This is a genomic window from Marinobacter sp. OP 3.4, assembly GCF_036224885.1.
Classification (GTDB): domain Bacteria; phylum Pseudomonadota; class Gammaproteobacteria; order Pseudomonadales; family Oleiphilaceae; genus Marinobacter.
In genome coordinates, this window is sequence record NZ_JAVVLT010000027.1 from 15,351 (window position 1) to 40,180 (window position 24,830).

Below are 24,830 nucleotides of genomic sequence, written 5' to 3' on the forward strand. Positions count from 1 at the left end.
CAAGCCATGACATTTGCGTACCGAGCTGTAGAATTCCATGATAATAAAAGATTTTCCCTGGAACCGAATCGGAGGCGGGTCTTGAAGATTGCACACTGGTCCATGCCATTGCGCTATGGCGTGTTTGTATTGAGTATCGTCGGGGCATTGGTCACCTTACCCCTGGTTTACTGGCTACCCGAGATACTGATACTTACGCTGGTGTTCCTGGTGCTGGTGGCCGTGGGAACCTGGGACCTTTTTCAGCGCAAGCGCACGGTCAGCCGCAACTATCCGATTCTGGCCCATTTCCGTTACTTCCTGGAGTCCATCGGGCCGGAGATCCGTCAGTACTTTATCCAGTCGGACACCGAAGAACGGCCCTTCTCCCGGGAACAGCGTGCCCTCGTCTACCAGCGGGCCAAGAATGTGCTGGACAAGCGCCCCTTTGGCTCTCAGCTGGATATGGCGGGGGAGGGGTTCGAGTGGATGGATCACTCAATCCGGCCCGTGGATATCCAGGATTCCGATTTTCGCATCACCGTCGGGGCGCGCTGCGAGAAACCGTATAGCGCGAGCGTGTTCAACATTTCCGCCATGAGTTTCGGGTCCCTCTCCGCCAACGCGATTCTCTCCCTCAATAAGGGCGCGCAGATGGGCGGCTTCTATCACGATACCGGGGAAGGCTCCATTTCCCGCTACCATCGGGAGCCTGGTGGTGACCTGGTGTGGGAAATCGGTTCCGGCTACTTCGGGTGCCGGAATGATGATGGCACCTTCAGCGAAGAAAAGTTCGCGGAGAATGCCACCCTGGACCAGGTGAAGATGATTGAAATCAAGCTGTCCCAGGGCGCCAAGCCGGGCCACGGCGGGATACTGCCGGGCGCCAAGGTGACCCCGGAAATCGCGGAGGCCAGGGGAGTGCCGGTTGGCGAGGACGTGGTATCGCCCCCCGCCCATTCAGCGTTCTCGACACCAGTGGAACTGCTGGAGTTCGTCGACCGGCTGCGGGAGCTGTCCGGTGGCAAGCCGGTGGGGTTCAAGCTGGCCATCGGGCATCCGTGGGAGTGGTTTGCCATCGTCAAGGCCATGCTGGCCACCGGTCGGCACCCGGACTTTATCGTGGTGGATGGCGGCGAGGGCGGTACAGGGGCCGCCCCGCTGGAATTCATCAATCGCCTGGGCATGCCGCTGATCGAGGCGCTGCTGCTGGTCCATAATTCCCTGGTGGGGGCCAACCTGCGGGAACACATTGCCATCGGCGCCGCCGGCAAGATCACCTCGGCCTTCAATATTGCCCGTATCCTGGCCCTGGGGGCGGACTGGTGTAACGCGGCCAGGGGCTATATGTTCGCCCTGGGCTGTATCCAGGCGCTGAATTGTCATACCGGGCGCTGTCCCAGTGGTGTCGCCACCCAGGATGCCCGGAGGGGCGGTAAGCTCGATGTGGCCGACAAGAGCGTTCGGGTGGCCAACTTCCACCGCAATACCATGGATGCCCTGGCCAACCTGCTGGGAGCCGCGGGGCTTAGGCACCCCTCGGAGCTGGGGCCGGAGCATATTGTCAGGCGGGTGAGCAAGACCACGGTGCACTCGTATATGGACCTGTACCCGTTCCTGGAGCCCGGCGTCCTGGTCAACGGTGGCGAGTTGCAACATGGCGTGTTCAGCAAGTACTGGGAACTGGCGCGGTCTGACAGCTTCGATCCACCGGACTTCGTCATCAAGCTCAGGGAGACCAAGATCCACTAGGCGGGGATCTGGCGACCAGGGATCCCCCATTTTGTGATACAGGTTTGTCATACCTGAAAGGATGATCCCCCAACCTTGTACTATGCTTAAAAACGTTACTGCATCCCTGGTCCATCATGACGGGCCTGGGTGGGCCATGGAGAGCGATAGCGGTATAGAGACCTGAATTATCGCGATTCTTTGATTCTTAGAGTTCAAAGCAATAAAATTACGTCGTTGTAACGCTTAGGGGCCGTCAGGCTCCGAAAAGATCCAAAAGTCACAGTCTATGGGAGGCTCCACAGTGGGCGAGGTTGTCAAAGACGAGTACCAGACCGACTACGTGGCAGGCCAGGACAACATCAACAAGTTTGGCCTGGACATTCATGCTCCGGTGTTCCCCATCACGGCGATCCTGGTGGTCGTATTCGTGGTGGGCACGCTGATGTTTCCCAGCCAGGCCAAAGAGGTGCTGGACGGGACGAAACTGGCGATTATCAATAACTTCGACTGGTTCTTTATCATAAGTGCCAACATCTTCGTGGTGTTCTGTATCGCCCTGATCTTCATGCCCGTTGGCAAGATCCGACTGGGCGGACCGGACGCCAAGCCGGAGTTCTCGACCATGTCATGGTTCGCCATGCTGTTTGCGGCCGGCATGGGTATCGGCCTGATGTTCTGGGCCGTGGCCGAGCCGGTAGCCTATTACACCGACTGGTATGGCACGCCGCTCAATGCGGAGCCGAATACCCCGGAAGGGGCCCGCATGGCCATGGGCGGTACCATGTACCATTGGGGCCTGCACCCCTGGGCGGTTTATGCGGTGGTTGCGCTGTCACTGGCGTTCTTTGCCTTCAACAAGGGCATGCCGCTGACCATCCGGTCCGCCTTCTTCCCGTTGCTGCGTGACCGTGTGTGGGGCTGGCCGGGGCACATTATCGATGTGCTGGCGGTACTGGCCACCATCTTCGGCCTGGCGACCTCCCTTGGCTTTGGCGCCCAGCAGGCAGCGTCCGGTCTGGACTACCTGTTCGGTACGTCGGCCGGCATCAACGTGCAGATGGCCATCATCACCGGGGTTACCTGCGTGGCGCTGATCTCGGTGCTGCGGGGCCTGGATGGGGGCGTCAAGGTCCTCAGTAACCTGAACATGATTCTGGCGGCGATCCTGCTGTTCTTTATCATTTTCGCCGGTCCCACCATGGCCATTATCGAGTACCTGTGGGTTACGTCCTCCACCTATGTGACCCAGGCGCTGCCCCTGAGTAATCCGTTTGGCCGTGAAGACGAAACCTGGTTCCATGGCTGGACCGTGTTCTACTGGGCCTGGTGGATCTCCTGGTCGCCGTTCGTGGGCATGTTTATCGCCCGTGTATCCAGTGGCCGTACGGTCCGCGAATTCATTACTGCGGTACTGATTATTCCGACACTGATTACCGTTGTCTGGATGAGCGGCTTTGGCGGCACCGCGCTGGAGCAGATCCAGGGTGGCGTTGGCGTGCTGGCAGAGGACGGGCTGACCGATGTGTCCCTGGCCATGTTCCAGATGTTCGAGAACCTGCCGATGACCGGCATTATCTCGTTCATTGGTATCGTGCTGGTACTGGTGTTCTTCGTGACCTCATCGGACTCCGGTTCCCTGGTGATCGACAGCATCACCGCCGGTGGCAAGACCGATGCGCCGACCGCCCAGCGTGTGTTCTGGGTCGTGATGGAGGGTGCCATTGCCGCCGCGCTGATCTTCGGTGGCGGTGCCGATGCCCTTGGCGCCATCCAGGCCTCGGCCATCAGCGCCGGCCTGCCGTTTACCGCCATCCTGCTGGTGATGTGCTGGGGGCTGTTCAAGGGCCTCAGCCACGAGCGCAAGCTGTTGCTGGCGGAAGGCAAGCTGTAGTAGCACTTGCCATTAACGAAAAAACCGGAGCTTCGGCTCCGGTTTTTTTGTGTCTGCAACTTGGTGGTTTGCCTGTGATAGTCCGTCGGTTTACCCGAAAGGTGGTCTTTTGGTTAGCGGGTAGGCGCGGCTGACTCAGGCGCCGAAGGTGGTCATGGCGTAGGCGGCCCGCTTTTCCGGGGTAAAATGGGGGCGTTTCAGGGATTCAATGTTCTGCAGGCGTGGCAACAACCCCTTGCCGTTGGCCATCTGGATGGTCAGGCCCGGGCGGGCGTTGAGTTCCAGCAGCAGGGGGCCTTCGGTCTCGTCCAGCACCAGGTCGACGCCGATATAGCCAAGGCCGGTGGCCTCGTAGCAGCGGGCGGCCATGATCAGCATGGTGTCCCAGTCGTCGATCCGGATCTCGCTCATGGGCAGGCCGGTGTCCGGATGAAGCAGGGTTTTGCGGTTGAACTGGACGGCATTCAGGGCGTGCCCGGTGCCGATATCCAGTCCGACCCCGACGGCACCCTGATGGAGGTTGGCCTTGCCATCGGAGGCTGAGGTGGACAGCCGTACCATGGCCATTACCGGATAGCCCTGGAACACCACGATACGGATATCCGGCACGCCCTGATAGGAATACTTCGAGAGCAGGGCGGTGGGGCGGACCAGATCTTCCACGATGGCGACATCCGGTTTGCCGCCCAGGCTGTATAGCCCGGCCAGGATATTACTCAGGTGGCGCTTGAGGTACTCAAGGGACAGATGTGCGCCGGAAGCCTTGACGTACTGATCGCCCTCCCGACGCTGGACAACGGTAATACCCTTGCCGCCGGATCCCTTGGATGGCTTGATGGCAAAGCCTTCCAGGTCGACCGCCATGTCACTGAAATGGCCGATTTCGTGCTGCTGGCCTACCACCTGACGCAGCCTTGGCGTCTTGATGTCGAACTCTTCCGCCAGCAGTTTGGTTTTCAGCTTGTCGTCCACCAGCGGATAGGCGCGGCGGTCGTTGTATCGGGCGATGTAGGAAACGTTGCGTTCGTTCATTCCCAGGATACCGGCCTTGCGGAGCCGGAAGGGCGATATCCAGGAACTCATGAGAACTCCTTCACCGGTCGGAACCGTTTCAGTTCACTGAGCTTGTAGCCGGTATACTGACCCATCAGCAGCACCAGGCCGAACGTCACCAGGTGCAGTTCGGGGAAGTTGAACGTCAGGTGACGGGCCAGCGGGGCATCCATCAACAGATAGGCCAGGACCGCCACAAACAGGCTGCCGGACCCCTGTACCAGTACTTCCCGGGCGCCGTCTTCCTCCCACAGGATGGACATGCGTTCAATGGTCCACGCCAGGATCACCATGGGGAAGAAGGTGACCGTCATGCCGGTGTTGAAGCCCATCTGGTAGCCGATGATGCTGATGCCGGTGGTGATGGCAATGACCAGTATGATCAGGGCCGAGATCCGGGACACCAGCAACAGGTTGAGGCTGGACAGGTACCCCCGCAGCAACAGACCCACGGTAACCACCGACAGGAACGCCACCAGGCCGGGAACCAGGGAGGTCTGCACAAAGGCGACGGCAATCAGCACGGGCATGAAGGTGCCGGAGGTGCGAACGCCGATAATGATGCGCATGAAAGCCACCACCAGGGCCCCGAGCGGCAACAGCAGCAGCATGCGGAACATGCCCTGTTCCTCAATGGGCAGCTCGTACAGGCTGACCAGTCCCAGTCCGTTCTGTCCGCCCTCACGGGTGGCAAGCTGCAGCGCCGGAACGGTCTGCTGCAGCATGGAGAAGCTGACCTGGGAGTCTTCCCCGCCCATGACATCCAGTAGTGATACGGCGTCCTGGCGCCACAGCAGGACGTTGTCGGGCAGGCCCTGCTGTCCGGTTTCCGGGTGGAAGGTCAGCCAGCGCTCGCCGTTGTGGATCTGGAGGAAGGCGCGCAGGGGCTGTAGGCGCCGGGCATCCTCCAGTTGGAGGCCGTCCGCCACCCGGGCGGGGATGCCGGCATGGTTGAGCATGCGATGCAGCAGGGTGACATAGTTGTCGCTGTTGAGCAGCAGGGCAATGTTCTGGTCCGGGTCGCTGGACTGCATCAGTTTGATCAGTTCCCGGGTCATGCTTTCCGGGCTGGCGGATTTGGCGGCGGCCCGCTCCAGTATCTCGGCCACGGCGGTGGCTTCCGGCTCTTCCCAGAACACGGCTTCCGGGTCCGGCGCTTCGGAGGGAGGCGGGACGTGGCTGGACTCGTCCGGCGTCAACTGGACGTTGAAGTACAGGGTCTGGGGACCCTCCGCCTCGCGGATGCTCCACTCGGCCCGCAGGTCGCCGGATTCTTCAATCAGCGAGAAGCCATAGCCGGGGGAGGCGGCCTGTTGCGAGAGCACGCGGAAACCGGGTGGGCTGTCCGGCACGTTCAGGCTGACCAGCACTTCCTCGCCCACGGCCTCGAAGTCGATACGGGCTTCCACCATCCACACGGGCTGCTGTTCCCCGGCCAGCCAGGGAATCCCCAACTGAACGTGCCGGGCCGTCGCCAGGCCGATACCTCCGGCGATGAGCACGAAAATGGCGATGTAGAAGGGATAGCGGGAACGCAGTTTCAACACAGGAGCCCTCAGTCGCGGCGAATGGCGCTGGTCTGGATGGATCGGGGCAGCTCGGTGCTGTACTCCTTGCCCACGTCAATCAGCATCACATCCCGCAGGATATTGCGCCCGATCAACAGGGAATAGGTGAGGTGTGCCCGGTCGGCGAGCGTGAACTCGGCCTTCTGCTCATGGTCGCCGATTCGGAACTGCAGCTCCACCACGGCCCGACGCTCATAGCCTTCCTCGTTGGCCTGGATGATCCGGACATTGCGCACTACCTTGCGTTCAAGGGTTTCCAGCTCGTCGTCCTTGCCGGGAACGGGGATATCGAACCGGACCCATTCCTGGCCATCACGCTCGAACCGGCGCACATTCCGGGCGTCCATGGACGAGGTTTCGGCACCGCTGTCGATGCGCGCATCGTAGACGAAGTTGGGACCCACCAGGAACGCCTTTTCCACCTCGCCGACCACCAGCTTGCCTTTTACCCGGTCACTGGTGCCGGTGTCACGGGAATCGTCGGCGGCGCAGATGCGCTGTTTGGGGACAGGGGGGCAGGTGGGGGGCTCGACCTGTTGCCGGATGGTGTCGATAATCTCGCGGGTGGTGTCGTCCTGGAGCTCTTTCAGCTCCTGGAAGTGCCGGTCGCCGGTGACCTTGAGATGGGTCAGGTCAGCCTGTTGACTGGCAACGGCCTCCTGCAGGCCCTGCATCTCATAGCGCTTGACGGAAACGGAGTCGGTGGCGCAGCCGGAAAGCAGTGCCATCATGGCAAGAAGGGCCGCAGCAAGCGGTTTGGATGTCGACAACATGGTATCTCTCTGACTGTCCAGGTCGCGCGGATTATACATGAACGGTCCCTCGCTCGGGTTTACGGTAACTTCACGTTGACGACGCCAATGGCCCCATGCCAGTCCGGTCCGGGGGCGGCCGGTTCCCGATGGTGGCAGTCCGGCCACAGCGCTCCGGAATTCGCGTATAGTACTGATAAATCGAGCCTACTGAAAACCGGTGGTGCCCCTTCCGGCTGGTTTTGGAAACCGCCTGGTGGAACACCCATCAACCGACTGCGGGAGACCGACGCATTGAATCCGTTGTGGCAGCAGATTATCGATCAACCCGTTGTAGTGGCAATCGGTGTTGTACTTATTGTGCTGATCAATGTATCGCTGGGTTGGGGGCGGGTGCTCGCCAGCCGGTTGGCCGCCGGACAGGCGCTGCGCCAGGAACTGGAGCAGGAACTGGCTGCACACCGGCATGAAAACGAACTCCAGCAGCAGCGCCTGGAGCAGGTTGCCGACCACGCCGGGTCCCTGGAGGCCCGCGTCAGGGAACTGGATGAGCGCAACGAGCACTGGCGCAGTCAGGCCTCCACCCTGGAACAGCGTGTTGCCACCCTGGAAGCGGAAAAGCAGGCGGAACACTCCCGGGCCGAAGGAATCGCGCAGGAACGGGACCAGCTCCGCAGTCGCCGGGAAGAACTGGCGCGGGAGCTGGAGTCCGTCCGGGTGACGCTGAGGGAGCGGGATGTAACCCTGGACGAGGAGCGCAAGTCCACCGCCGAGAAGCTGGAACTGCTTGAGCGGAACCGGGAAGCCCTCAAGCAGGAATTCGAAAACCTGGCAAACCGCATCTTCGAGCAGAAGAGCGAACGCTTCAGCCAGCAAACCCGCACCAGCCTGGACAACCTGCTCAATCCGTTCCGGGACCAGATCCAGGACTTCCGCAAGCGGGTGGAGGACGTCTATACCAGCGAGACCAAGGATCGCCAGGCCCTGCGCAGCGAAATCAAGTCGCTGCAGGACCTGAACCGCCAGATCACCGAAGAGGCGGCCAACCTGACCCGGGCCCTGAAGGGGGACAAGAAGATCCAGGGTAACTGGGGTGAGCTGATCCTGGAGCGGGTGCTGGAAAAATCCGGCTTGCGCAAGGGCGTGGAATACGACACTCAGGGCAGCTACCGGGACGCCGACGGCCAGCTTCTGAGACCGGACGTGGTGGTGCACCTGCCGGACCGGCGCAACCTGATCATCGATTCCAAGGTGTCGCTGGTGGCCTACCAGCAGTGGGTGACGGAGGAAGACGAAGGGGAGAAGGAGAACCACCTGAGGGCCCATGTGGACGCCGTGCGCCAGCACATCCGGGCCCTCAGTGAGAAGGACTACAGCCAGCTGCATGGTCTGCATTCGCCGGATTTCGTCCTGCTGTTCATGCCCATCGAGCCGGCATTCGTGGCGGCATTCCAGTATGACGAGAACCTGTTCGCGGAAGCGTTCGAGAAAAAGATTATCGTAGTGACGCCAACCACACTTTTGGCGACACTGAGGACGATCGAGAATATCTGGCGGTATGAACGCCAGAGCCAGAATGCCCGCAAGATTGCCGACCGCGCCAGCGCCGTATACGACAAGCTGCGGGTGTTCGTGGAGGCCATGGACAAGATGGGCGGGCAGCTGCAAACGGTGCAGACCACCTATGACGGGGCCATGAATACCCTGACCCGTGGCCGGGGTAACCTGATCTCCCAGGCCAGCAAGTTCGTGGAACTGGGTGTGCGGGTCAAGAAGGAGCTGCCGCGGACCATCACCGACCAGGCGGAGGCCGGCGGAGACGATGACGATGTTGACGACGGGCCCCCGCTGGAAGCCGACGGAAGCATCGATCAGGCAGGCACAGACGAGGAAAGCGATGATGTACTCAAGGAATAAGTTGCCTTCAGGCACCAGGCAGGCCGGCCCCCTGGCGGGACTGGTCCTGGCGGCGGGCCTGATGATGTCCGGTACTGCGCTGGCACTGCCGGCGGAGCACGAGATCCAGCGCCTGATGCTGGCGGTGGAGGAATCCGTCGAGGCCCGGCAATGGGACCAGGCGGCGGAATACCTGAACCGCCTGCAGCGGCTGGAAGGACAGAAGCCGCCGGAGTACCTGTACTACCGGGGGCAGGTAATGGCCCAGTCCGGACACTACAACGAGGCCATGTCGGCCCTGGAAAACTATGTTGCCGGTACCGGTGCCGATGGCAAGTACTACACCGAATCGCTCAAGCTGATTACTGATATCGAACAGGATCGGTCCGGACAGGCGGGTTCGGCGAGCGCCGGCGATGCCGGCCAGGAACCGGTCGCCGAAATCACACCTGCGGGGCAGTCCCTGGGGAGCGGGCAGTCAGCCGCCTCCGGTGATGTCAGCCGGCCCGCGCTGGTGGGGCGTATGAACCGGATCTTCGACCAGGCCGGCTGGCGCCGGGATCCGCGTCTGATCCGGGAAGGCAGCAAGCCAGACGTCCACTACCAGGCGTCGGTGCACGATGGCGAGATCCAGTTCCGTGAAAGCCGTAATGACGAGGATGGCGGCCGCAAGCTTACAACGCTGATCCTGCCGGTCTATGGCATCAGTCCACTGGTGGAGTGGAGCTGCGAGAATGCCACCGAGTCCTGCTGGATCTATGATCCCAGGGACGGTTCCCGCCTGTTGAGACTGGGAAGCGACCGCGACCAGGCCGAAGCCCTGGCAGACACCCTGAGCGGCCTGATCCGCCAGATGCAGAAACCATCCGGTAATTCCTGAGATCAGAGCAAGGCCAGTAGGGGCAATGCAAAAAGGCGCTGGCACCCTGTACGTACAAGACGTTCCGGGTACCAGCGCCTTTTTGTCAGTTTGCGTCCTCAGGAGAACGAGGAAAAGTCCGGCTTGCGCTTCTCCATGAACGCCTTGAAGGCCTCGCCGGCTTCCGGTGACTTCAGGCGCTCACCGAACTGCTCTCCCTCGGCCAGCATGGCATCGCGCAGCCCGGACGCACAGCCCCGGTTCAGCAGGCGCCGGGTGGCACGGATGGCCGCCGGCGGCTGGGCCGCCAGTTGACGGCAGGCCTGCAGGGCCTGGGCCTCGGTATCCGCCGGTTCGCAAACCCGGTTGATCAGCCCCATCTCACTGGCCTTGGGGGCATCGAAGACCCCACCCAGCATTAGCAGCTCCGCTGCCCGCACCCGGCCCAGCCAGGTGGGCAACAGCAGGCTGGAGCCACCTTCCGGACATAGCCCGAGGTTGGCGAAGGGCATCTGGAAGGCCGTGTTGTTGCCAGCGAACACCAGGTCGCAGTGCAGCAGCATGGTGGTGCCGATGCCCACCGCCGGGCCGTTGACGGCCGCCACCACCGGAGTCTCGGCCGACGCCAGCCCGAACAGGAAACGGCCTACCGGGGAGGACTCGAAATCGCCCACGGGGCCGGCGGCGAAGTCCGACAGGTCGTTGCCAGCCGTAAAGCACTCCTCGCTTCCGGTAATCAGCGTGCAGCGGATGTTGCCGTCGTTCTCGGCGTTCTGGATGGCATCCGCCAGGGCGGCGTACATGGCCTGGCTGATGGCATTCTTGCGGTCAGGACGGTTGAGGCGGAGGATCTGGACCTTGTCCTGGATATCAACGGAAATGTGTTCGCTCACGGGGGCTCCTTTGCGCTGTTCTGGTGGGCACCGGGGTGCCAGGGGAGTGCATTAGACTTTCGTCGTGATCCGGGATTAAACCCCATAACAGCGACGGGATGCAAAGACTGGCGCCGTCCACCGCCAGTCTGTATAAAATCCGACCCTGCTGGTAAACTGGGCGCCGTTTTTTGCGGGGCGGTCGCCTCCCAGCGGCATCCAGCAGCCCTCCAACCGAATAACCCGATAACTGATGAGACGCCTATGACCACCGTAATCCGCCAGGACGACCTGATCGAGAGCGTAGCGGACGCGCTGCAGTTCATCTCCTACTATCATCCCAAGGACTTCATCCAGGCCGTGCACGAGGCCTACCAGAGGGAAGAGTCCCAGGCGGCCAAGGATGCCATGGCGCAGATCCTGATCAACTCCCGCATGTGCGCCCAGGGCCACCGTCCCATCTGCCAGGACACCGGTATCGTCACCGTATTCGTCAATATCGGCATGAACGTGAAGCTGGAGTGCGACCAGCCCCTGGATGACGTGATTAACGAGGGCGTGCGCCGTGCCTACACCCATCCGGACAACGTGCTGCGGGCCTCGGTACTGGCCGACCCGGATGGCGCGCGCAGCAACACCAAGGACAACACCCCCGCCATCATCCACTACAAGATGGTGCCCGGTGATACCGTGGAAGTGCATGTGGCGGCCAAGGGTGGCGGTTCCGAAGCCAAGTCCAAGTTCGCCATGCTGAACCCGTCCGACTCGGTGGTGGACTGGGTGCTGAAGATGGTTCCCCAGATGGGCGCCGGCTGGTGCCCGCCGGGCATGCTGGGCATCGGCATCGGCGGTACTGCCGAGAAAGCCATGGAACTGGCCAAGGAATCCCTGCTCGATCCCATCGATATCCATGACCTGAAGGAGCGTGGCGCATCCAACCGCTCGGAGGAACTGCGCCTGGAGCTGTTCGACAAGGTCAATGACCTGGGCATCGGCGCCCAGGGCCTGGGCGGCCTGACCACGGTGCTGGATGTGAAGGTGAAGGACTATCCGACCCATGCCGCCAATAAGCCCGTGGCCATCATTCCCAACTGCGCCGCTACCCGTCACGCGCATTTCGTGCTGGATGGTTCCGGTCCCTCCCTGCAGACCCCGCCGAGCCTGGAAGACTGGCCGGAAATTACCTGGGAAGTGGGCGATAACGTACGCCGGGTGAACCTGGACACCGTGACTCCGGAAGACGTGAAGGACTGGCAGCCCGGTGAAACCGTGCTCCTGTCCGGCAAGATGCTTACCGGTCGTGATGCCGCCCACAAGAAGATGGTGGACATGATCGGCAAGGGTGAGGAGTTGCCGGTGGACCTGAAGGGCCGCTTCATCTACTACGTGGGTCCGGTGGATCCGGTACGTGAGGAAGTGGTCGGTCCCGCAGGCCCCACCACCGCCACGCGCATGGACAAGTTCACCCACACCATGCTGGAGAAGACCGGCCTCACCGGCATGATCGGCAAGGCCGAGCGTGGCCAGGTGGCCATTGACGCTATCCGCGAGTTCGGGGCTGTCTACCTGATGGCGGTGGGCGGTTCCGCCTACCTGGTGTCCAAGGCCATCAAGAACGCCGAGGTGGTGGCCTTCCCGGAACTGGGTATGGAAGCCATCTACGAGTTCGAGGTGGAGGACATGCCCGTCACCGTGGCCGTGGATTCCCGAGGAAGCTCGGTGCACCAGACCGGCCCGGCGGAATGGCAGGAGAAGATCATCGCCGCGAAGGCGGTGTAGGCTACACAGCGCTCGCGCCATATATTCCCTCTCCCTGGCGGGAGAGAGGGGCGCCCGCCCAGGGCGCCAGGGATCAAGCAACGGAGTGGAAGTCTTCCCCCTCTCCCCAACCCCTCTCCCTCCAGGGGAGAGGGGCTCACCCCCCCGGATTAGGCGGCTGACATTCCTTCTCCCTCCAGGGGAGAGGGGCTAAAATCCCCGGATTCGGAGGCTTACATTCCCTCTCCCCTGGCGGGAGAGGGCCAGGGAGAGGGGGAGCGCCCGCAAGGGCGCCGGAGATCTGACACCGGCGTTGATATGACTCCCCACCCCTCAAGAGAGTGGGGTAATCTGTGCCGACGGATTACTAGTGGACCTTGGCCTTCCTGTGCAGTGACAGCCCCGCAAACGGGTTGTTGAAGCTGCTGTCTTCACCCTGGAGCACAGCCTCCGGATGACGAATGCCCATCAGGCGTTTCATCTCCTCCTCATCCTGGTGCGGCACGTCCACCATGACCAGGTACTTTCCCGCCTCGATATCGTCGTGGAAGCGACGGATGCGGTAATTCTCACTCTGGATGCCGCCAAAGCCGGCCAGCCAGCCGCCAGCAACCACCGCGAAGGCGAAGAGGGCGATCCAGGCGCCCATGGGAAAGTTCAGCCCCACAATCAGGGACAGTATCCCGACCACCAGGACACCGGCCACGGCGCCGATCAATACGCCCCGCTCCACAAACCGCGGCAGGTCGGTACGGTCCAGCACACTGGCGGTGTGCAGGTGATGCCGGTAGAGACCGGCTTCGTCCTTGCTGATAATGTGGAAGCGCCAGTCGGTGATGCCGTTGGCATGCACATCGTCGGAGATCTCATCGACACTGTCGATGGAATCCACCAGATAGAACAATCGTTTCATGGCCTGTCCTCCTCGGTTGGGACAACTTCCAAATGATTGCATTTCCTATTCTAGTGGCTTTGGCTGGTTATTAAATGAACGGCTGAGAAGGGTTAGCGATAACCACATAGCCCTTAGATGTAATCGCGATCAGGAGGAACAGCTGATGTCCATGCGCCTGCCCCAGTCCGGAGGCAGGGCGGCGTAGTGCTCGAACTGCGGTTGTTCGTCGTAGGGATGCCTGAGCACTTCCAGCAGCTCTGCCAATGGGGCATCGTCGCCGGCCTGGGCGGCGTCAATGACGTTCTGGGCCAGGTAGTTCCGCAGGATGTATTTCGGGTTGACCTGGCGCATGGCTGCCTCCCGCTCCTCCGGTGATGTGGTTTCCGATTCGATCCGGCTCCGGTACCGCTCAAGCCAGGCATCGGCCACAGCACGGTCCACAAACAGGTCCCTGACCGGTCCGGGTCCCTGTGATGGTAGTGTCGACAGGCCGCGGAAGAACCGGGTGTAGTCGATGCCGTGTTCATGGAGCATGCTGTAGGTATCCATGATCAGGCTCATATCGTTCCCGTCCGGCTCAGTCAGCCCCAGCTTCCGGCGCATCAGATTGATGAAGGTGTCGTTGTAGGTGGTCTCGTACTCCCGCATCCCCCGACGCAGGTCGTCCTCATCCAGCAGCGATGTCAGTGCATGGGCCAGGAACTGGCAGTTGATGAAACCGATCTCCGGCTGCCGGTTGTAGGCATAGCGGCCACCCTGGTCGGTGTGGTTGCAGATGTAGCGGGCATCGAACTCGTCCAGGAAGGCGTAGGGCCCGTAGTCGAAGGTGTCACCAATGATGGACATGTTGTCGGAATTCATTACCCCGTGGCAGAACCCCACCCCCTGCCACTGGGCGATGGTGCGGGCGGTGCGGCGGACCACTTCCGTAAAGAAAGCCGGGTAGCGTTCGGTTTCCGGTAAAGCCGCCAGGCCGGGGAAATGGTGGCGGATGGTGTGGTCCGCCAGGGTCCTGACCGCCTCCGGGCCCAGGTGGTGGGCCGCGTACTCGAAGTGGCCGAAGCGGATATGGGTGTCCGCCACTCGCACCAGCGCCGCCGCGGTTTCCAGGGTTTCCCGGCGTACCGGTTCGGTGGCGGAGACCAGGAGCAGGCCCCGGGTGGAGGGAATGCCCAGGTGGTGCATGGCTTCGCCACAGAGGTATTCCCGGATGGTGGAACGCAGCACGGCCCGGCCGTCCCCAAAGCGGGAGTAGGGCGTCTGGCCGGCCCCCTTCAGGTGCCAGTCCCGGATACGACCGTCCGGGCCCTCGGTTTCCCACAGCAGCAGCCCACGGCCATCCCCCAGGTCCGGGTTGTACATGCCGAACTGGTGGCCGGTGTACTTCATGGCCACCGGATTCATGCCCTCCAGCAGGGCGCGGCCGGCGCCGATATCAGTCCAGTCCTCCGGTGTGTTCACGGACAGTCCCATTTCCCGGGCCAGTTCCCCATTGAAATGCACCAGTCGCACATCGCCCCGTAACGGCGTTGGCCGGACGTGGCTGAAGAAGGTATCCGGTAACTCCAGATAGCGTGGGCGGGTCTTTATGCCATCAGAGGAAGTCATATGGGATTGGCCTAGCCGGGGGCCGTTCTGCTCCTATACTGGACAGGTAGATGTACCGGGACAGGGCACGGCGGTGGTATGGAACCTGCACGGGCCCTGTGGAACCAAGGAGCTGGAGTGAACACAATGCCGAACACCGACACCGATGACGCCCTCGAAGCCCTGATGAACCAGCACCAGTTGCCACCGGCGTACCGGCGCACGGTAAACGATGTCCTCGAGCCCCTGGCCCTCTCACTTTATCAGGCCAGCAGGCATGCGGACACACCCCTGGTGGTGGGCATCCATGGGGCCCAGGGTACCGGCAAGTCCACCCTGACGGATTTCCTGAGGGTTCTGCTGGCCTACCGCTACAAGTGTCCCACGGCCAGTCTGTCACTGGATGACATCTACTGTACCCGTGAGCAAAGGGCAAAACTGGCGAATGAGGTGGATCCGCTGCTGATGACCCGGGGTGTGCCCGGCACGCACGACCTGACCCTGGGCAACCGGGTACTCGACCGATTGCTGGCGGCGAATGCCGGGTCGCGGACCGCCATGCCGACCTTCAACAAGGCCCTGGATGACCGCGAACCGGAGGAGAACTGGCCGCTGTTTATCGGTCGCCCGGAGATCATCCTGGTGGAGGGCTGGTGCCTGGGAGCGCTGCCGGAGACCGAAGCAGCGCTGGCCAGGCCCATGAACGCACTGGAGGCGAACGAGGACCGCAGCGGTGATTGGCGCACCTACGTTAACGATCAGTTGCGGGGACCGTACCAGGCCTTTTTTGACCGCCTGGACCTGCTGGTGATGCTCAAGGCCCCCTCCATGGAAGCGGTGACCCGCTGGCGCACGGAACAGGAGCGCAAGCTGGCCGAGCGATACCTGAGTGCACCACGAGTGGGCGAGGATGGCGGTCGGCCTGCACCGGAAGTGCGCATCATGGGCGACCAGGAACTGGAACGCTTCATCATGCACTACGAGCGGATCACCCGGCACTGCCTGGACGAGATGCCCGACAGGGCGGATGTCCTGCTGGAGCTGGACGAAGACCACAATCTGACACGGGCATAAGAGGCATGGACCAGCCCCGACCGATCTTCTTCAGCGACCTGGATGGCACCCTGCTGGACCATGATACCTACGACTGGCAACCCGCTCGCCCAGCCCTCCAACGCCTGGCGGAACTGGACCTGCCACTGGTGCTCAACTCCAGCAAGACCCGACCGGAAATCGAGGCCCTGCGCAGGGAATTGGACAATACGCACCCGTTCATTGTGGAAAATGGCGCCGGTATGGTGATTCCGGCGGGCTATTTCGGCAATGGGCCGGAAGAGGTGATCACCGCCGGAGCATCGCGGGCCTGCATCCTGGAGGAACTGGCTTCCCAAAGGGCCCGGGACTATCGCTTCACGGGGTTCGCGGATCTGCCGCCGCCGGAACTGGCCCGCTTGACCGGCCTGAGCAGGGAGGCCGCCGCCATGGCCGGGGACAGGATAGGGACCGAGCCCATCCTGTGGCAGGACACCCCCGAACGGCTGCAGACCTTCCGGGAGGGCCTGGCAGACCGGGGCCTGCAACTCCAGCAGGGAGGGCGGTTCCTGCACGTCATGGGGCGGTTCGACAAGGCGGATGGCCTGCGGCAACTGATGAGCCGATACAGGGCGCGGTCGCCGGAGACCTCCTGGCGTTCCGTGGCCCTGGGAGACAGCCTGAACGACCAGGACATGCTCGCTGGCGCGGACCTTGCAGTCATCATTGCAGGCGTCAACGCCGACCGTATTGAACTGCCCGAGGGGCATCCGGTCATCCGTTCCACGGAGCCCGGTCCCACGGGCTGGAACCGGAGTGTATTGGAGGTGCTCTCCCGATTTGGCTACCACGCAGACTAGGCACCCGAAACCACAAGGAGAGTCCCAATGGGGGATTTTTACCAGAACGGTATTGTCACCACCCTTCATAACCTGACCCGACGCCCGGTGGAGGACCTGGAGCAGGAACTGGTCAGGTTCAGCAAGACCCGCCCCATGGCGCTGGTGTTACCGTCCCTCTATTCGGAATTGCAGGGACCGGCCCTGGCCAACATCGTGCAAGAACTCAAGGCCGTGCCCTACCTGGAGGAAATCGTGATCGGGCTGGACCGGGCCAGTGAGGACGAATACCGGCACGCCATGGAGTACTTCTCGGAGTTGCCCCAGAAGGTCAAGGTACTGTGGAACGATGGGCCCCGCCTGCGGGCCATTGACCTCAAACTGCGGGAGCAGGGGTTGGCTCCCTCCGAGATGGGCAAGGGGCGTAATGTCTGGTACTGCTTCGGCTACGTACTGGCCGCCGGCCGTAGCCGGTCCATCGCCCTCCATGACTGCGATATCCTCACCTATTCCCGTGACCTGCTGGCACGGCTGATCTACCCGGTGGCCAACCCGGCCTTCAACTACATGTTCTGCAAGGGATACTACGCCCGTGTGGCGGAGGGCAGCATGAATGGCCGGGTCAGTCGCCTGCTGGTCACCCCGCTGTTGAGGGCCCTGAAAAAGGTGTGCGGCCAGCGGGAGTTCCTGGACTATATGGACAGCTTCCGCTATCCCCTGGCCGGTGAATTCTCCTTGCGCCGGGACGTGATCAGCGACCTGCGCATTCCCAGTGACTGGGGCCTGGAGATCGGCGTACTGTCCGAGATGCGGCGCAACTACGCCACCAATCGCCTGTGCCAGGTGGATATCGCCGACAATTACGATCACAAGCACCAGGAGCTGTCGCCGGAAGACGCGAGCAAGGGGCTGTCCAAGATGAGCATGGACATCTGCAAGGCCCTGTTCCGCAAGCTGGCCACCAACGGCGAGGTGCTGTCCACCGAGGAGTTCCGCACCATCAAGGCCACCTACTACCGCATTGCCCTGGACTTTATCGAAACCTACCAGAACGATGCCCTGATCAACGGCCTCACCCTCGACCGTCACAGCGAGGAGCAGGCAGTGGAGATGTTCGCCCGCAACGTGATGGAGGCGGGCAACTATTTCCTGGACAACCCCATGGATGCGCCATTCATTCCCAGCTGGAGCCGTGTGGTCAGCGCCCTGCCGGACCTGATGGCGGAAATGGCGGAGGCGGTGGAACTGGATAACCAGGAATACGCGCCATGACCGACGTACTGATACAGAAACTGACTGGCATGCTGGACCAGGTCTATCCCGCCCTGGACACCGGCTGGCTCGCCCGGGAACTGCTGGATGCCATGGCCCTGGAGGACGACAGCCCCGGGCCGCCCGCTCACCAGAATAACTGGGATGAGTCCGACATCCTGCTGATCACCTATGGGGACTCGGTCCAGGCCGCCGGCGAGAAGCCGCTACACACGCTGAAGCGGTTCCTGGACGATTGCCTGAAGGGCACCGTCAATGCGGTGCACGTTCTGCCGTTCTTCCCCTACAGTTCGGACGATGGCTTCTCGGTGATGGACTATCGCCAGGTGAACGAGTCCCTGGGGGACTGGGAGGATATTCGGGCCATCGCTTCCGGCTACAAGCTGATGGCCGACCTGGTGATCAACCATATGTCCGCCCGCAGTCGCTGGTTCGAGAACTTCCGGCGGCGGAAGCATCCGGGCCGGGATTACTTCTTCGAGGCGGATCCGGGGCAGGATCTCAGCGAGGTGGTTCGCCCCCGTACCTCGCCCCTGCTGGTCCCGTTCCAGACCGAGGACGGTGAACGCCATGTCTGGTGCACCTTCAGTGAGGACCAGGTGGACCTGAACTTCGCCAATCCTCAGGTGCTGATCGAATTCGTGGGAATTATCCGCTTCTACCTGGAGCAGGGCGTGCGCATCTTCCGCCTCGATGCGGTAGCCTACCTGTGGAAGGAGCCGGGAACCTCCTGCATCCACCTGCAGCAGACCCATGAGCTGATCAAGATCCTCCGCCTGCTGGTGGAACACCACACCCCGGATGCCATCCTGATCACCGAAACCAACGTGCCCAACCGGGAAAACCTGACCTACTTCGGCAACGCCAACGAGGCCCATGTCATCTACAACTTCTCGTTGCCGCCGCTGCTGATCAACACCCTAGTCAGCGGCAACAGCCGTCACCTGAAAACCTGGCTGATGAGCATGCCGCCGGCCCAGATGGGCACCACCTACCTGAACTTCATCGCGTCCCACGACGGGGTGGGCATGCGACCCACCGATGGCTTGCTGACAGAGGAAGAAAAGGCGGCGCTGATCCGCTGCATGGAAACCTTCGGCGGCAGGATCTCCTACCGGCGCCTGGGCAATGGCGACAGCCAGCCCTATGAGATCAACATCTCCCTATGGGACGCCCTCAAGGGCACCGAGGTGCAGGGCCCGGACCAGTGGCAACTGCAGCGTTTCCTGTGCGCCCACACCATCATGCTGGCCCTGGAGGGTATTCCCGCCTTTTACATCCACAGCCTGCTGGGAACCGGCAACGACCACGCCCGTATGGAACATACCGGACGCCTACGGTCCATTAACCGGGGGCAGTGGCAACTGGATGTGCTCGAGAACGAGCTGGATAATCCGCTGAGTCATCACAGCAAGGTGTTCACCGAACTGAGTCGCCTGATCCACATACGGCGGAGCCAGCCGGCGTTCCATCCCAATGCCACCCAGTTCACCCTGCACCTGGGACTGAAGATCTTCGGGTTCTGGCGGCAGAGCATGCGCCGGGACCAGTCCATTTTCTGCATCCACAACATCACCGACGAGGTGCAGCAGGTGTCCCTGGCGGATATCAACCTGATCGGAACCGACCAGTGGCATGACCTGATCGGTGGTGAGCGTATTGATGACCTGTCCGGATGCCTGACCCTGAAGCCCTACCAGGCTGTTTGGCTGTCTAACCAGTAGGAGTCGGCCAATGGATGACTCCGGGGTGGATGCGTCGTTCGGGGCGGGACATTTAATGCCAGGATGAATACACTGGGGCGCGACTGATAAAGACAGGCCCGGTTATGGCAGATCCAAAACGCATCCTGTTGCTGTCCGGCTACGACGCCGGCAGCCACCGGCGCTGGCGTGAGCAGTTGGTGGCGGCCCTGCCGGACTGTCACTGGCACACGCTGGCCCTGCCACCCCGGTTCTTCCGCTGGCGGATTCGCGGCAATCCCCTGAGCTGGCTCGGGGAGCCGTTGCTGCAGGAATCCTGGGACCTGATCATCGCCACCTCCATGGTGGACCTGGCCACGCTCCGGGGACTGAACCCGGGCCTGGCCCGGACGCCGGTCCTGCTGTATATGCATGAGAACCAGTTTGCCTACCCGGATTCCGGACGCCAGCATTCCAGTGCCGAACCGGCCATGGTCAACCTCTACAGCGCCCTGGCCGCCGACCGGGTACTGTTCAACAGCGCGTGGAACCGGGCCAGTTTCCTGGATGGCGCCTACCGGTTTATCGACCGTATGCCGGACCGGCTGCCGCCGGATATGACCAACAGCATCCGCGAGAAGTCCCACGTATTGCCGGTTCCCATTGAGGACCGGCTGTTTGTGCCCCGATCATCGCCACCGGACCTGGATTGTCCCCACCTGCTGTGGAACCATCGTTGGGAGTATGACAAGGGGCCGGAACGCCTGCTCGACCTGTTGCGGGAACTGAAGCGGCGGCAACAGCCGTTCCGGCTGAGTGTGGTGGGGGAGCAGTTTCGCCGCCAGCCGCCGGCCTTTGACCGTATCCAGGAAGAATTTGGGGACAACCTGGTGCACTGGGGCTTCCAGGACCGGCGTGAGGACTACGATCGATTACTGGCCAGTGCCGATATCGTGGTCAGCACCGCCACCCACGACTTCCAGGGGCTGGCCATGCTGGAGGCCATGGCATCCGGCTGCCTGGCGCTGGCGCCTCACCGCCTTGCCTACCCGGAATACGTGCCGGCGTCTCAATGCTACCCAAGCCATGAGGATGACGCCGCCGCCGAGGCAGCTGGCGCTGCTGATTGTCTGCAGACCCTGCTGCATCAACGGCCCGCAGTCGTCAGCCCGGACCCATGGCGGCTCTCCCGGCTGGTCGGGGAATACCGCCGGCATGTCAATGAGGTGTCAGCTCTCCCGCGATAGGTCGGCGGGTACCACCACGCTCTGGTTCCGGCCGCCTTTCTTGGCCTGGTAGAGGGCAGTGTCCGCCTGTTGCAGCCACGCCATGTAATTGTCCGGGCCGGTATCAAGCTGCACCAGCCCCATGCTGATGGTGCAGCGAATGGTACCGTTGTCCGTGTCGAAATCCCGCCCGGCGATGGTCTCGCGGATGTGCTCGCAGATGATCAGGGCGCCGTCGATATCGGTTTCCGGCAGGATAATGCCGAATTCCTCGCCGCCGTAGCGCCCGGGGCGGTCCGCCTGGCGCAGGGATCCCCGGGTGATGCGCGCCACCTCCCGGATGACTTCGTCGCCGATCAGGTGGCCATGGGTATCGTTGATGGCCTTGAAATGGTCGATATCGAACATGGCCAGCACCGTGTTGTGACCGTAGCGACGATAACGTTCGAACTCGGCGTCCAGCAGGTTCTCCCAGGTGCCACGGTTGAGCAGGCCGGTGAGCCGGTCGGTGGAGCTGAGCCGTTCCAGCTGTGCGTTGGCATGTTCCAGGGCCTTGCGTCCCGTGGCCACATCGGTGACGTCGTAGACCATCAGGCAGACCTGGGAGACCTTACCATCCGTGCCCGTGAGCGGGCTTATGGTCAGGTTCTGGAACATGAACTCTTCGGTGCCGGTCACCGGCCGGGTGTTGCGGAACTGGAACAGGTACGGGCGCTGCTCCCAGGATGTAAAGGTGCGGGTATTCAGGGTGACGACAGACTGCACCTTGCGCTCGAGCCAGCTTCGGGGCAACTCCGGAAACAGGTCAAAAAGCACCTGGCCCTTGATACGGCTTGAGGTAACACCACTGTGGTTTTCCATAAAACCGTTCCAGACCTTGACGCGGTAATCAAGGTCGATCACAACCAGTCCCACCTCGATGGATTCCAGCAGCGTGACCATGGCGTGGTAGCCGGTTGCCTCGGATTCGTCAGCCATGATGCCCCTTCATAATTCTTCTCCTTCGCCACCCACCAGGAACGGCAGGTTGGTTTCAAGCTGGTTAATGGACTCCTCAGTCAGGAAAACCAGCAGGTCGCAGCGGATATCGTAACCCTCCAGCCGGTAGGGGATTTCCACGCACATCAGCTTTTCCTGGCGCCGGTTGTGGTGTTCCACCAAATGGTCCACCCGGCGGTGGCGGCCCAGTACCATGGGCTGACCGAGGCCCAGGTGGATGTCCATCTGCTCCCCGACACCCCGCAGGAAGGCCCCGAACAGGATGCTGGACATATCCATCAGCACCTCTACCTCCACGGTTTCGGCGTCGACATCGTCGTAGCCGAGCAGGCGCGCCATGTCCTTGACGCTGGAGTCCGAGAACAGCAGCAATGCCTCCCCCGCCAGGCCGGCACCGGTAAAGCCCTGGCATACGGCGGAATAGGTGTCCTGCTGCTGGGCCGATGCCGTGAGCACCATGCTCAGTTCGCTGCGATAGACCGTGGTGATCCTCGGTACCGGCAGCCGGACGAAAGTGTCCAGCAGTCGCGCCAGCAGGTCGGCGGCCTGGCCCATGGCGACATTGGCCACCTCCTGCAGGAAGTCGGACAGGCCGACGCTGAACGGGGCTCCGTCGCCAGCCCCCTGGCTATCAGGTTGGGGGGCGGAGGGATTCGGCTGATAGAGTCCGAACTGTTCCAGCAGTGCGGCCACCTGGGCAGGTTTGACCGGTTTCTTCAGGAAGTCGATGGCGCCCTGGGAGATCACCCGTTTACGGGCTTCCGGCTGGATATCGCCGGACACCACCAGGGTCATCACCGGCAGATCCTCCTGGCGGATCACCTCAAGCACCTGGTACCCATCCATGTCCGGCATGTTCAGGTCCAACAGCAACAGGTCGGCCTGGCCCTGGCGAATCAGGCCCAGCGCTTCGAGCCCATTGCCGGCGTACAGCAGTTCGGTGTTCCAGTCCTGGGGCAGGGCCCTGGCCATCTGCTTGCGGGCCATCGCCGAATCATCACAGATGAGGATGCGGGTTTGCATAGGAAATCAGGCTCGCCACAAGGGCTGAATGGAGGTTGTTCGACCGATCCGTGACCATGGGTGGAACCGGCCTGGAGTATGTGCATATGATACAGGCAATTGATCGTCAGATAACCGATCAACCGTTAAAGCCTGCAAAACCTGAGCGGCAAAAGGAATGGTCGGTGCCCTGCTGGTTACAGATCCCTTCGGGGAAACTGGTACACTGCGTGCTTCGAATGGACAATCCGGAGCCCAGGCGTGATTCGCTCTTTCTACTGGCATGACTACGAAACCTTCGGCGCAGACCCCATCCATGACCGGCCCTCCCAGTTTGCCGGTGTCCGTACTGACGCCGACCTCAATATTATCGAAGACCCCCTGGTCATCTATTGCAAGCCGTCGGACGACTACCTGCCCAACCCCGAGGCCTGCCTGATCACCGGCATTACGCCCCAGAAGGCCCTGGAGAACGGGCTTCCGGAGGCGGAATTCATCGCCAGGATCAACGAGGCGTTCAGCCAGCCGGGGACCTGTGCGGTGGGCTACAACAGCCTGCGGTTTGATGATGAGGTCACCCGCCACACCCTCTACCGCAACCTGCGGGATCCCTATGCCCGGGAGTGGCAGAACGGCAATTCCCGCTGGGACATCATCGACATGGTTCGCCTGACCTATGCCTTGCGCCCGGAAGGTATCGAATGGCCACGCAAGGAAGACGGCAGCCCCAGCTTCCGGCTGGAGGAACTGACCGCCGCCAACGGCATCGCCCATGAGGCGGCCCACGATGCCATGTCCGATGTGGAAGCCACCATTGCCCTGGCGAAGCTGATCCGGGAAAAACAGCCGAAGCTGTTCGATTTTGTCCTCAACAACAAGGACAAGCACTCCGCCCGGGCCATGCTCGACACCGCTACCATGAAGCCCGTATTCCATGTGTCCTCGAAGTTTCCCGCCAGCCGGGGCTGCTGTGCCATGGTGGCGCCGGTGGCGGAGCATCCCACCAACAGGAATCAGGTCATTGTCTACGACCTGCGGGAGGATCCGTCGGAGCTGATCAATGCCACCGCGGAGGAAATCCGTGAGCGGGTGTTTACGTCGCAGGCGGAGCTTGGAGAAGGCGTCGCCCGCTTCCCGCTCAAGGGCGTGCAGGTGAACAAGTGCCCGGTACTGGCGCCGGGAACCATGCTGAAGAGCCTCAGCCCGGAGCGTCTGGAGCAACTGGAACTGGACGGCGACACCCTGCGACAAAACCTGGCCACCCTGCGGGCGGCGGAGGGGCTCCCACAGAAGATTGCCGAGGCGTTTGGCAAGCAGCCGGAAAGTGACCTGACGGACCCGGATGAGCAACTCTATGCGGGCGGGTTTATCGGCGACACCGACCGTAAGCGGCTCAACTGGATCATCAGCCAGCCCCCGGAACAGCTGGCGGAGGTGAATGAACGCTTCGACGACCCGCGCCTGCAGGAAATGCTGTTCCGCTACCGGGCCCGTAACTTCCCGGATACCTTGATTGATGAGGAGCGTGAGCGTTGGGAGAGCTTCCGACAGAAACGTTTGATGGAGCCGGGCAAGGGCTGGCTGTCGATGGAGGCGTTTGGTCTGGAATTGCAGAGGTTGGCTCAGTCACCTGATCTACCCCCGGAGAAAATGCAGATCCTGGAGGACCTGCACCTCTATGGGGAATCGATCATGCCATATTTCTGATTGACCGGTATTTGGGGGCTGGACGTTAGTAGCCCCTCTCCCCTGGAGGGGTGAAGGGGGTAAAGCGAAGCATCGCTTCGTCCCCCTGAACGCCCTTGGCCTATGGACAAGGGCCGGGGCGCGGAGCGGGGGTTGGGGAGAGGGGGGAGACTCCAACTCTCAAGCTTGGCTTCGGGCGCCCTGGCGGGCGCTCCCCCTCTCCCCGGCCCTCTCCCTCAGTGGGGAGA

General features: G+C 62.1%; 19 protein-coding genes. 11 read left to right on the forward strand and 8 right to left on the reverse strand.

What is annotated here, in order from left to right; all coding sequences use genetic code 11:
• Positions 1-102 precede the first annotated feature (102 nt).
• Both RO069_RS04420 and RO069_RS04425 read left to right on the forward strand, forming a co-directional pair.
• On the forward strand, positions 103-1,731 hold the full coding sequence (locus RO069_RS04420) for an FMN-binding glutamate synthase family protein (protein WP_328185564.1): 1,629 nt from the start codon (positions 103-105) through the stop codon (positions 1,729-1,731).
• Between the two features lie 283 nt (positions 1,732-2,014).
• A complete protein-coding gene (locus tag RO069_RS04425) occupies positions 2,015-3,604 on the forward strand; it encodes a BCCT family transporter (RefSeq protein WP_328185519.1) in 1,590 nt (529 codons plus the stop codon).
• 135 nt (positions 3,605-3,739) lie between these two features.
• Here the strand turns inward: RO069_RS04425 and RO069_RS04430 are convergent, their stop codons facing one another.
• The 3 genes from RO069_RS04430 to RO069_RS04440 are packed head-to-tail and all read right to left on the reverse strand — an operon-like array spanning position 3,740 to position 6,998.
• The gene (locus RO069_RS04430) at positions 3,740-4,687 is read right to left on the reverse strand and encodes an alpha-L-glutamate ligase-like protein (protein WP_328185520.1); all 948 of its coding nucleotides are present in this window, start codon (positions 4,685-4,687) and stop codon (positions 3,740-3,742) included.
• Positions 4,684-6,201: an inactive transglutaminase family protein gene (locus RO069_RS04435; protein ID WP_328185565.1), complete on the reverse strand. Its 1,518-nt coding sequence runs from the start codon at positions 6,199-6,201 to the stop codon at positions 4,684-4,686. Before RO069_RS04435 ends, RO069_RS04430 begins: the two co-directional genes overlap by 4 nt.
• 11 nt (positions 6,202-6,212) lie before the next feature.
• A complete protein-coding gene (locus RO069_RS04440; protein ID WP_328185521.1) occupies positions 6,213-6,998 on the reverse strand; it encodes an ATP-dependent zinc protease family protein in 786 nt (261 codons plus the stop codon).
• A gap of 564 nt (positions 6,999-7,562) precedes the next feature.
• Between RO069_RS04440 and rmuC the strand changes: the two genes are divergently transcribed.
• Together rmuC and RO069_RS04450 are read left to right on the forward strand one after the other, a co-directional pair.
• A complete protein-coding gene (gene rmuC / locus RO069_RS04445; protein ID WP_442915334.1) occupies positions 7,563-8,894 on the forward strand; it encodes a DNA recombination protein RmuC in 1,332 nt (443 codons plus the stop codon).
• Positions 8,878-9,753 carry a tetratricopeptide repeat protein gene (locus RO069_RS04450; protein WP_328185522.1) on the forward strand — a complete coding sequence of 292 codons (876 nt, stop codon included), beginning with the start codon at positions 8,878-8,880 and terminating at the stop codon, positions 9,751-9,753. The genes rmuC and RO069_RS04450 overlap by 17 nt, the downstream gene beginning before the upstream one ends.
• A 98-nt stretch (positions 9,754-9,851) precedes the next feature.
• Here RO069_RS04450 and RO069_RS04455 read toward each other — a convergent pair whose 3' ends face one another.
• Complete coding sequence (locus RO069_RS04455; protein ID WP_328185523.1) at positions 9,852-10,625, reverse strand: enoyl-CoA hydratase; 774 nt, start codon at positions 10,623-10,625, stop codon at positions 9,852-9,854.
• Positions 10,626-10,868: 243 nt separating this feature from the next.
• Here RO069_RS04455 and RO069_RS04460 point away from each other — a divergent pair, with 243 nt between their 5' ends.
• Entirely contained in the window at positions 10,869-12,383 is a 1,515-nt protein-coding gene (locus RO069_RS04460; RefSeq protein ID WP_328185524.1) for a fumarate hydratase, read from the forward strand.
• A gap of 346 nt (positions 12,384-12,729) precedes the next feature.
• Here RO069_RS04460 and RO069_RS04465 read toward each other — a convergent pair whose 3' ends face one another.
• Both RO069_RS04465 and RO069_RS04470 read right to left on the reverse strand, forming a co-directional pair.
• On the reverse strand, positions 12,730-13,275 hold the full coding sequence (locus RO069_RS04465) for a hypothetical protein (RefSeq protein WP_328185525.1): 546 nt from the start codon (positions 13,273-13,275) through the stop codon (positions 12,730-12,732).
• Positions 13,276-13,404: 129 nt separating this feature from the next.
• A complete protein-coding gene (locus RO069_RS04470) occupies positions 13,405-14,865 on the reverse strand; it encodes a protein adenylyltransferase SelO (protein ID WP_328185526.1) in 1,461 nt (486 codons plus the stop codon).
• Positions 14,866-14,991: 126 nt separating this feature from the next.
• Here RO069_RS04470 and RO069_RS04475 point away from each other — a divergent pair, with 126 nt between their 5' ends.
• The 5 genes from RO069_RS04475 to RO069_RS04495 all read left to right on the forward strand — a co-directional run bounded on the left by RO069_RS04475 (position 14,992) and on the right by RO069_RS04495 (position 20,916).
• Positions 14,992-15,918, forward strand: a complete 927-nt coding sequence (locus RO069_RS04475) for a hypothetical protein (RefSeq protein WP_328185527.1) — start codon at positions 14,992-14,994, stop codon at positions 15,916-15,918.
• Positions 15,919-15,923: 5 nt separating this feature from the next.
• Positions 15,924-16,736 carry an HAD-IIB family hydrolase gene (locus RO069_RS04480; protein WP_328185528.1) on the forward strand — a complete coding sequence of 271 codons (813 nt, stop codon included), beginning with the start codon at positions 15,924-15,926 and terminating at the stop codon, positions 16,734-16,736.
• Positions 16,737-16,763: 27 nt separating this feature from the next.
• The gene (locus RO069_RS04485; RefSeq protein WP_328185529.1) at positions 16,764-17,987 is read left to right on the forward strand and encodes a glycosyl transferase; all 1,224 of its coding nucleotides are present in this window, start codon (positions 16,764-16,766) and stop codon (positions 17,985-17,987) included.
• Positions 17,984-19,711 carry an alpha-amylase family glycosyl hydrolase gene (locus tag RO069_RS04490; RefSeq protein ID WP_328185530.1) on the forward strand — a complete coding sequence of 576 codons (1,728 nt, stop codon included), beginning with the start codon at positions 17,984-17,986 and terminating at the stop codon, positions 19,709-19,711. Before RO069_RS04485 ends, RO069_RS04490 begins: the two co-directional genes overlap by 4 nt.
• A gap of 104 nt (positions 19,712-19,815) precedes the next feature.
• A complete protein-coding gene (locus tag RO069_RS04495) occupies positions 19,816-20,916 on the forward strand; it encodes a tRNA-queuosine alpha-mannosyltransferase domain-containing protein (protein ID WP_328185531.1) in 1,101 nt (366 codons plus the stop codon).
• Here the strand turns inward: RO069_RS04495 and RO069_RS04500 are convergent.
• Entirely contained in the window at positions 20,899-21,873 is a 975-nt protein-coding gene (locus RO069_RS04500; RefSeq protein ID WP_328185532.1) for a sensor domain-containing diguanylate cyclase, read from the reverse strand. The genes RO069_RS04495 and RO069_RS04500 overlap by 18 nt on opposite strands.
• A 9-nt stretch (positions 21,874-21,882) precedes the next feature.
• A complete protein-coding gene (locus tag RO069_RS04505) occupies positions 21,883-22,917 on the reverse strand; it encodes a response regulator (protein ID WP_328185533.1) in 1,035 nt (344 codons plus the stop codon).
• A gap of 240 nt (positions 22,918-23,157) precedes the next feature.
• Between RO069_RS04505 and sbcB the strand changes: the two genes are divergently transcribed.
• Positions 23,158-24,603, forward strand: a complete 1,446-nt coding sequence (sbcB, locus tag RO069_RS04510) for an exodeoxyribonuclease I (protein ID WP_328185534.1) — start codon at positions 23,158-23,160, stop codon at positions 24,601-24,603.
• Positions 24,604-24,830 lie beyond the last annotated feature (227 nt).

Bases quoted from the DNA above. Each gene is read 5' to 3' on its own strand.
- RO069_RS04420 (WP_328185564.1), top strand. From the start codon at position 103: ATGCCATTGCGCTATGGCGTGTTTGTATTGAGTATCGTCGGGGCATTG.
- RO069_RS04430 (WP_328185520.1), bottom strand. From the start codon at position 4,687: ATGAGTTCCTGGATATCGCCCTTCCGGCTCCGCAAGGCCGGTATCCTG.
- RO069_RS04440 (WP_328185521.1), bottom strand. From the start codon at position 6,998: ATGTTGTCGACATCCAAACCGCTTGCTGCGGCCCTTCTTGCCATGATG.
- RO069_RS04450 (WP_328185522.1), top strand. From the start codon at position 8,878: ATGTACTCAAGGAATAAGTTGCCTTCAGGCACCAGGCAGGCCGGCCCC.
- RO069_RS04460 (WP_328185524.1), top strand. From the start codon at position 10,869: ATGACCACCGTAATCCGCCAGGACGACCTGATCGAGAGCGTAGCGGAC.
- RO069_RS04465 (WP_328185525.1), bottom strand. From the start codon at position 13,275: ATGAAACGATTGTTCTATCTGGTGGATTCCATCGACAGTGTCGATGAG.
- RO069_RS04470 (WP_328185526.1), bottom strand. From the start codon at position 14,865: ATGACTTCCTCTGATGGCATAAAGACCCGCCCACGCTATCTGGAGTTA.
- RO069_RS04475 (WP_328185527.1), top strand. From the start codon at position 14,992: ATGCCGAACACCGACACCGATGACGCCCTCGAAGCCCTGATGAACCAG.
- RO069_RS04480 (WP_328185528.1), top strand. From the start codon at position 15,924: ATGGACCAGCCCCGACCGATCTTCTTCAGCGACCTGGATGGCACCCTG.
- RO069_RS04485 (WP_328185529.1), top strand. From the start codon at position 16,764: ATGGGGGATTTTTACCAGAACGGTATTGTCACCACCCTTCATAACCTG.
- RO069_RS04490 (WP_328185530.1), top strand. From the start codon at position 17,984: ATGACCGACGTACTGATACAGAAACTGACTGGCATGCTGGACCAGGTC.
- RO069_RS04495 (WP_328185531.1), top strand. From the start codon at position 19,816: ATGGCAGATCCAAAACGCATCCTGTTGCTGTCCGGCTACGACGCCGGC.
- RO069_RS04500 (WP_328185532.1), bottom strand. From the start codon at position 21,873: ATGGCTGACGAATCCGAGGCAACCGGCTACCACGCCATGGTCACGCTG.
- RO069_RS04505 (WP_328185533.1), bottom strand. From the start codon at position 22,917: ATGCAAACCCGCATCCTCATCTGTGATGATTCGGCGATGGCCCGCAAG.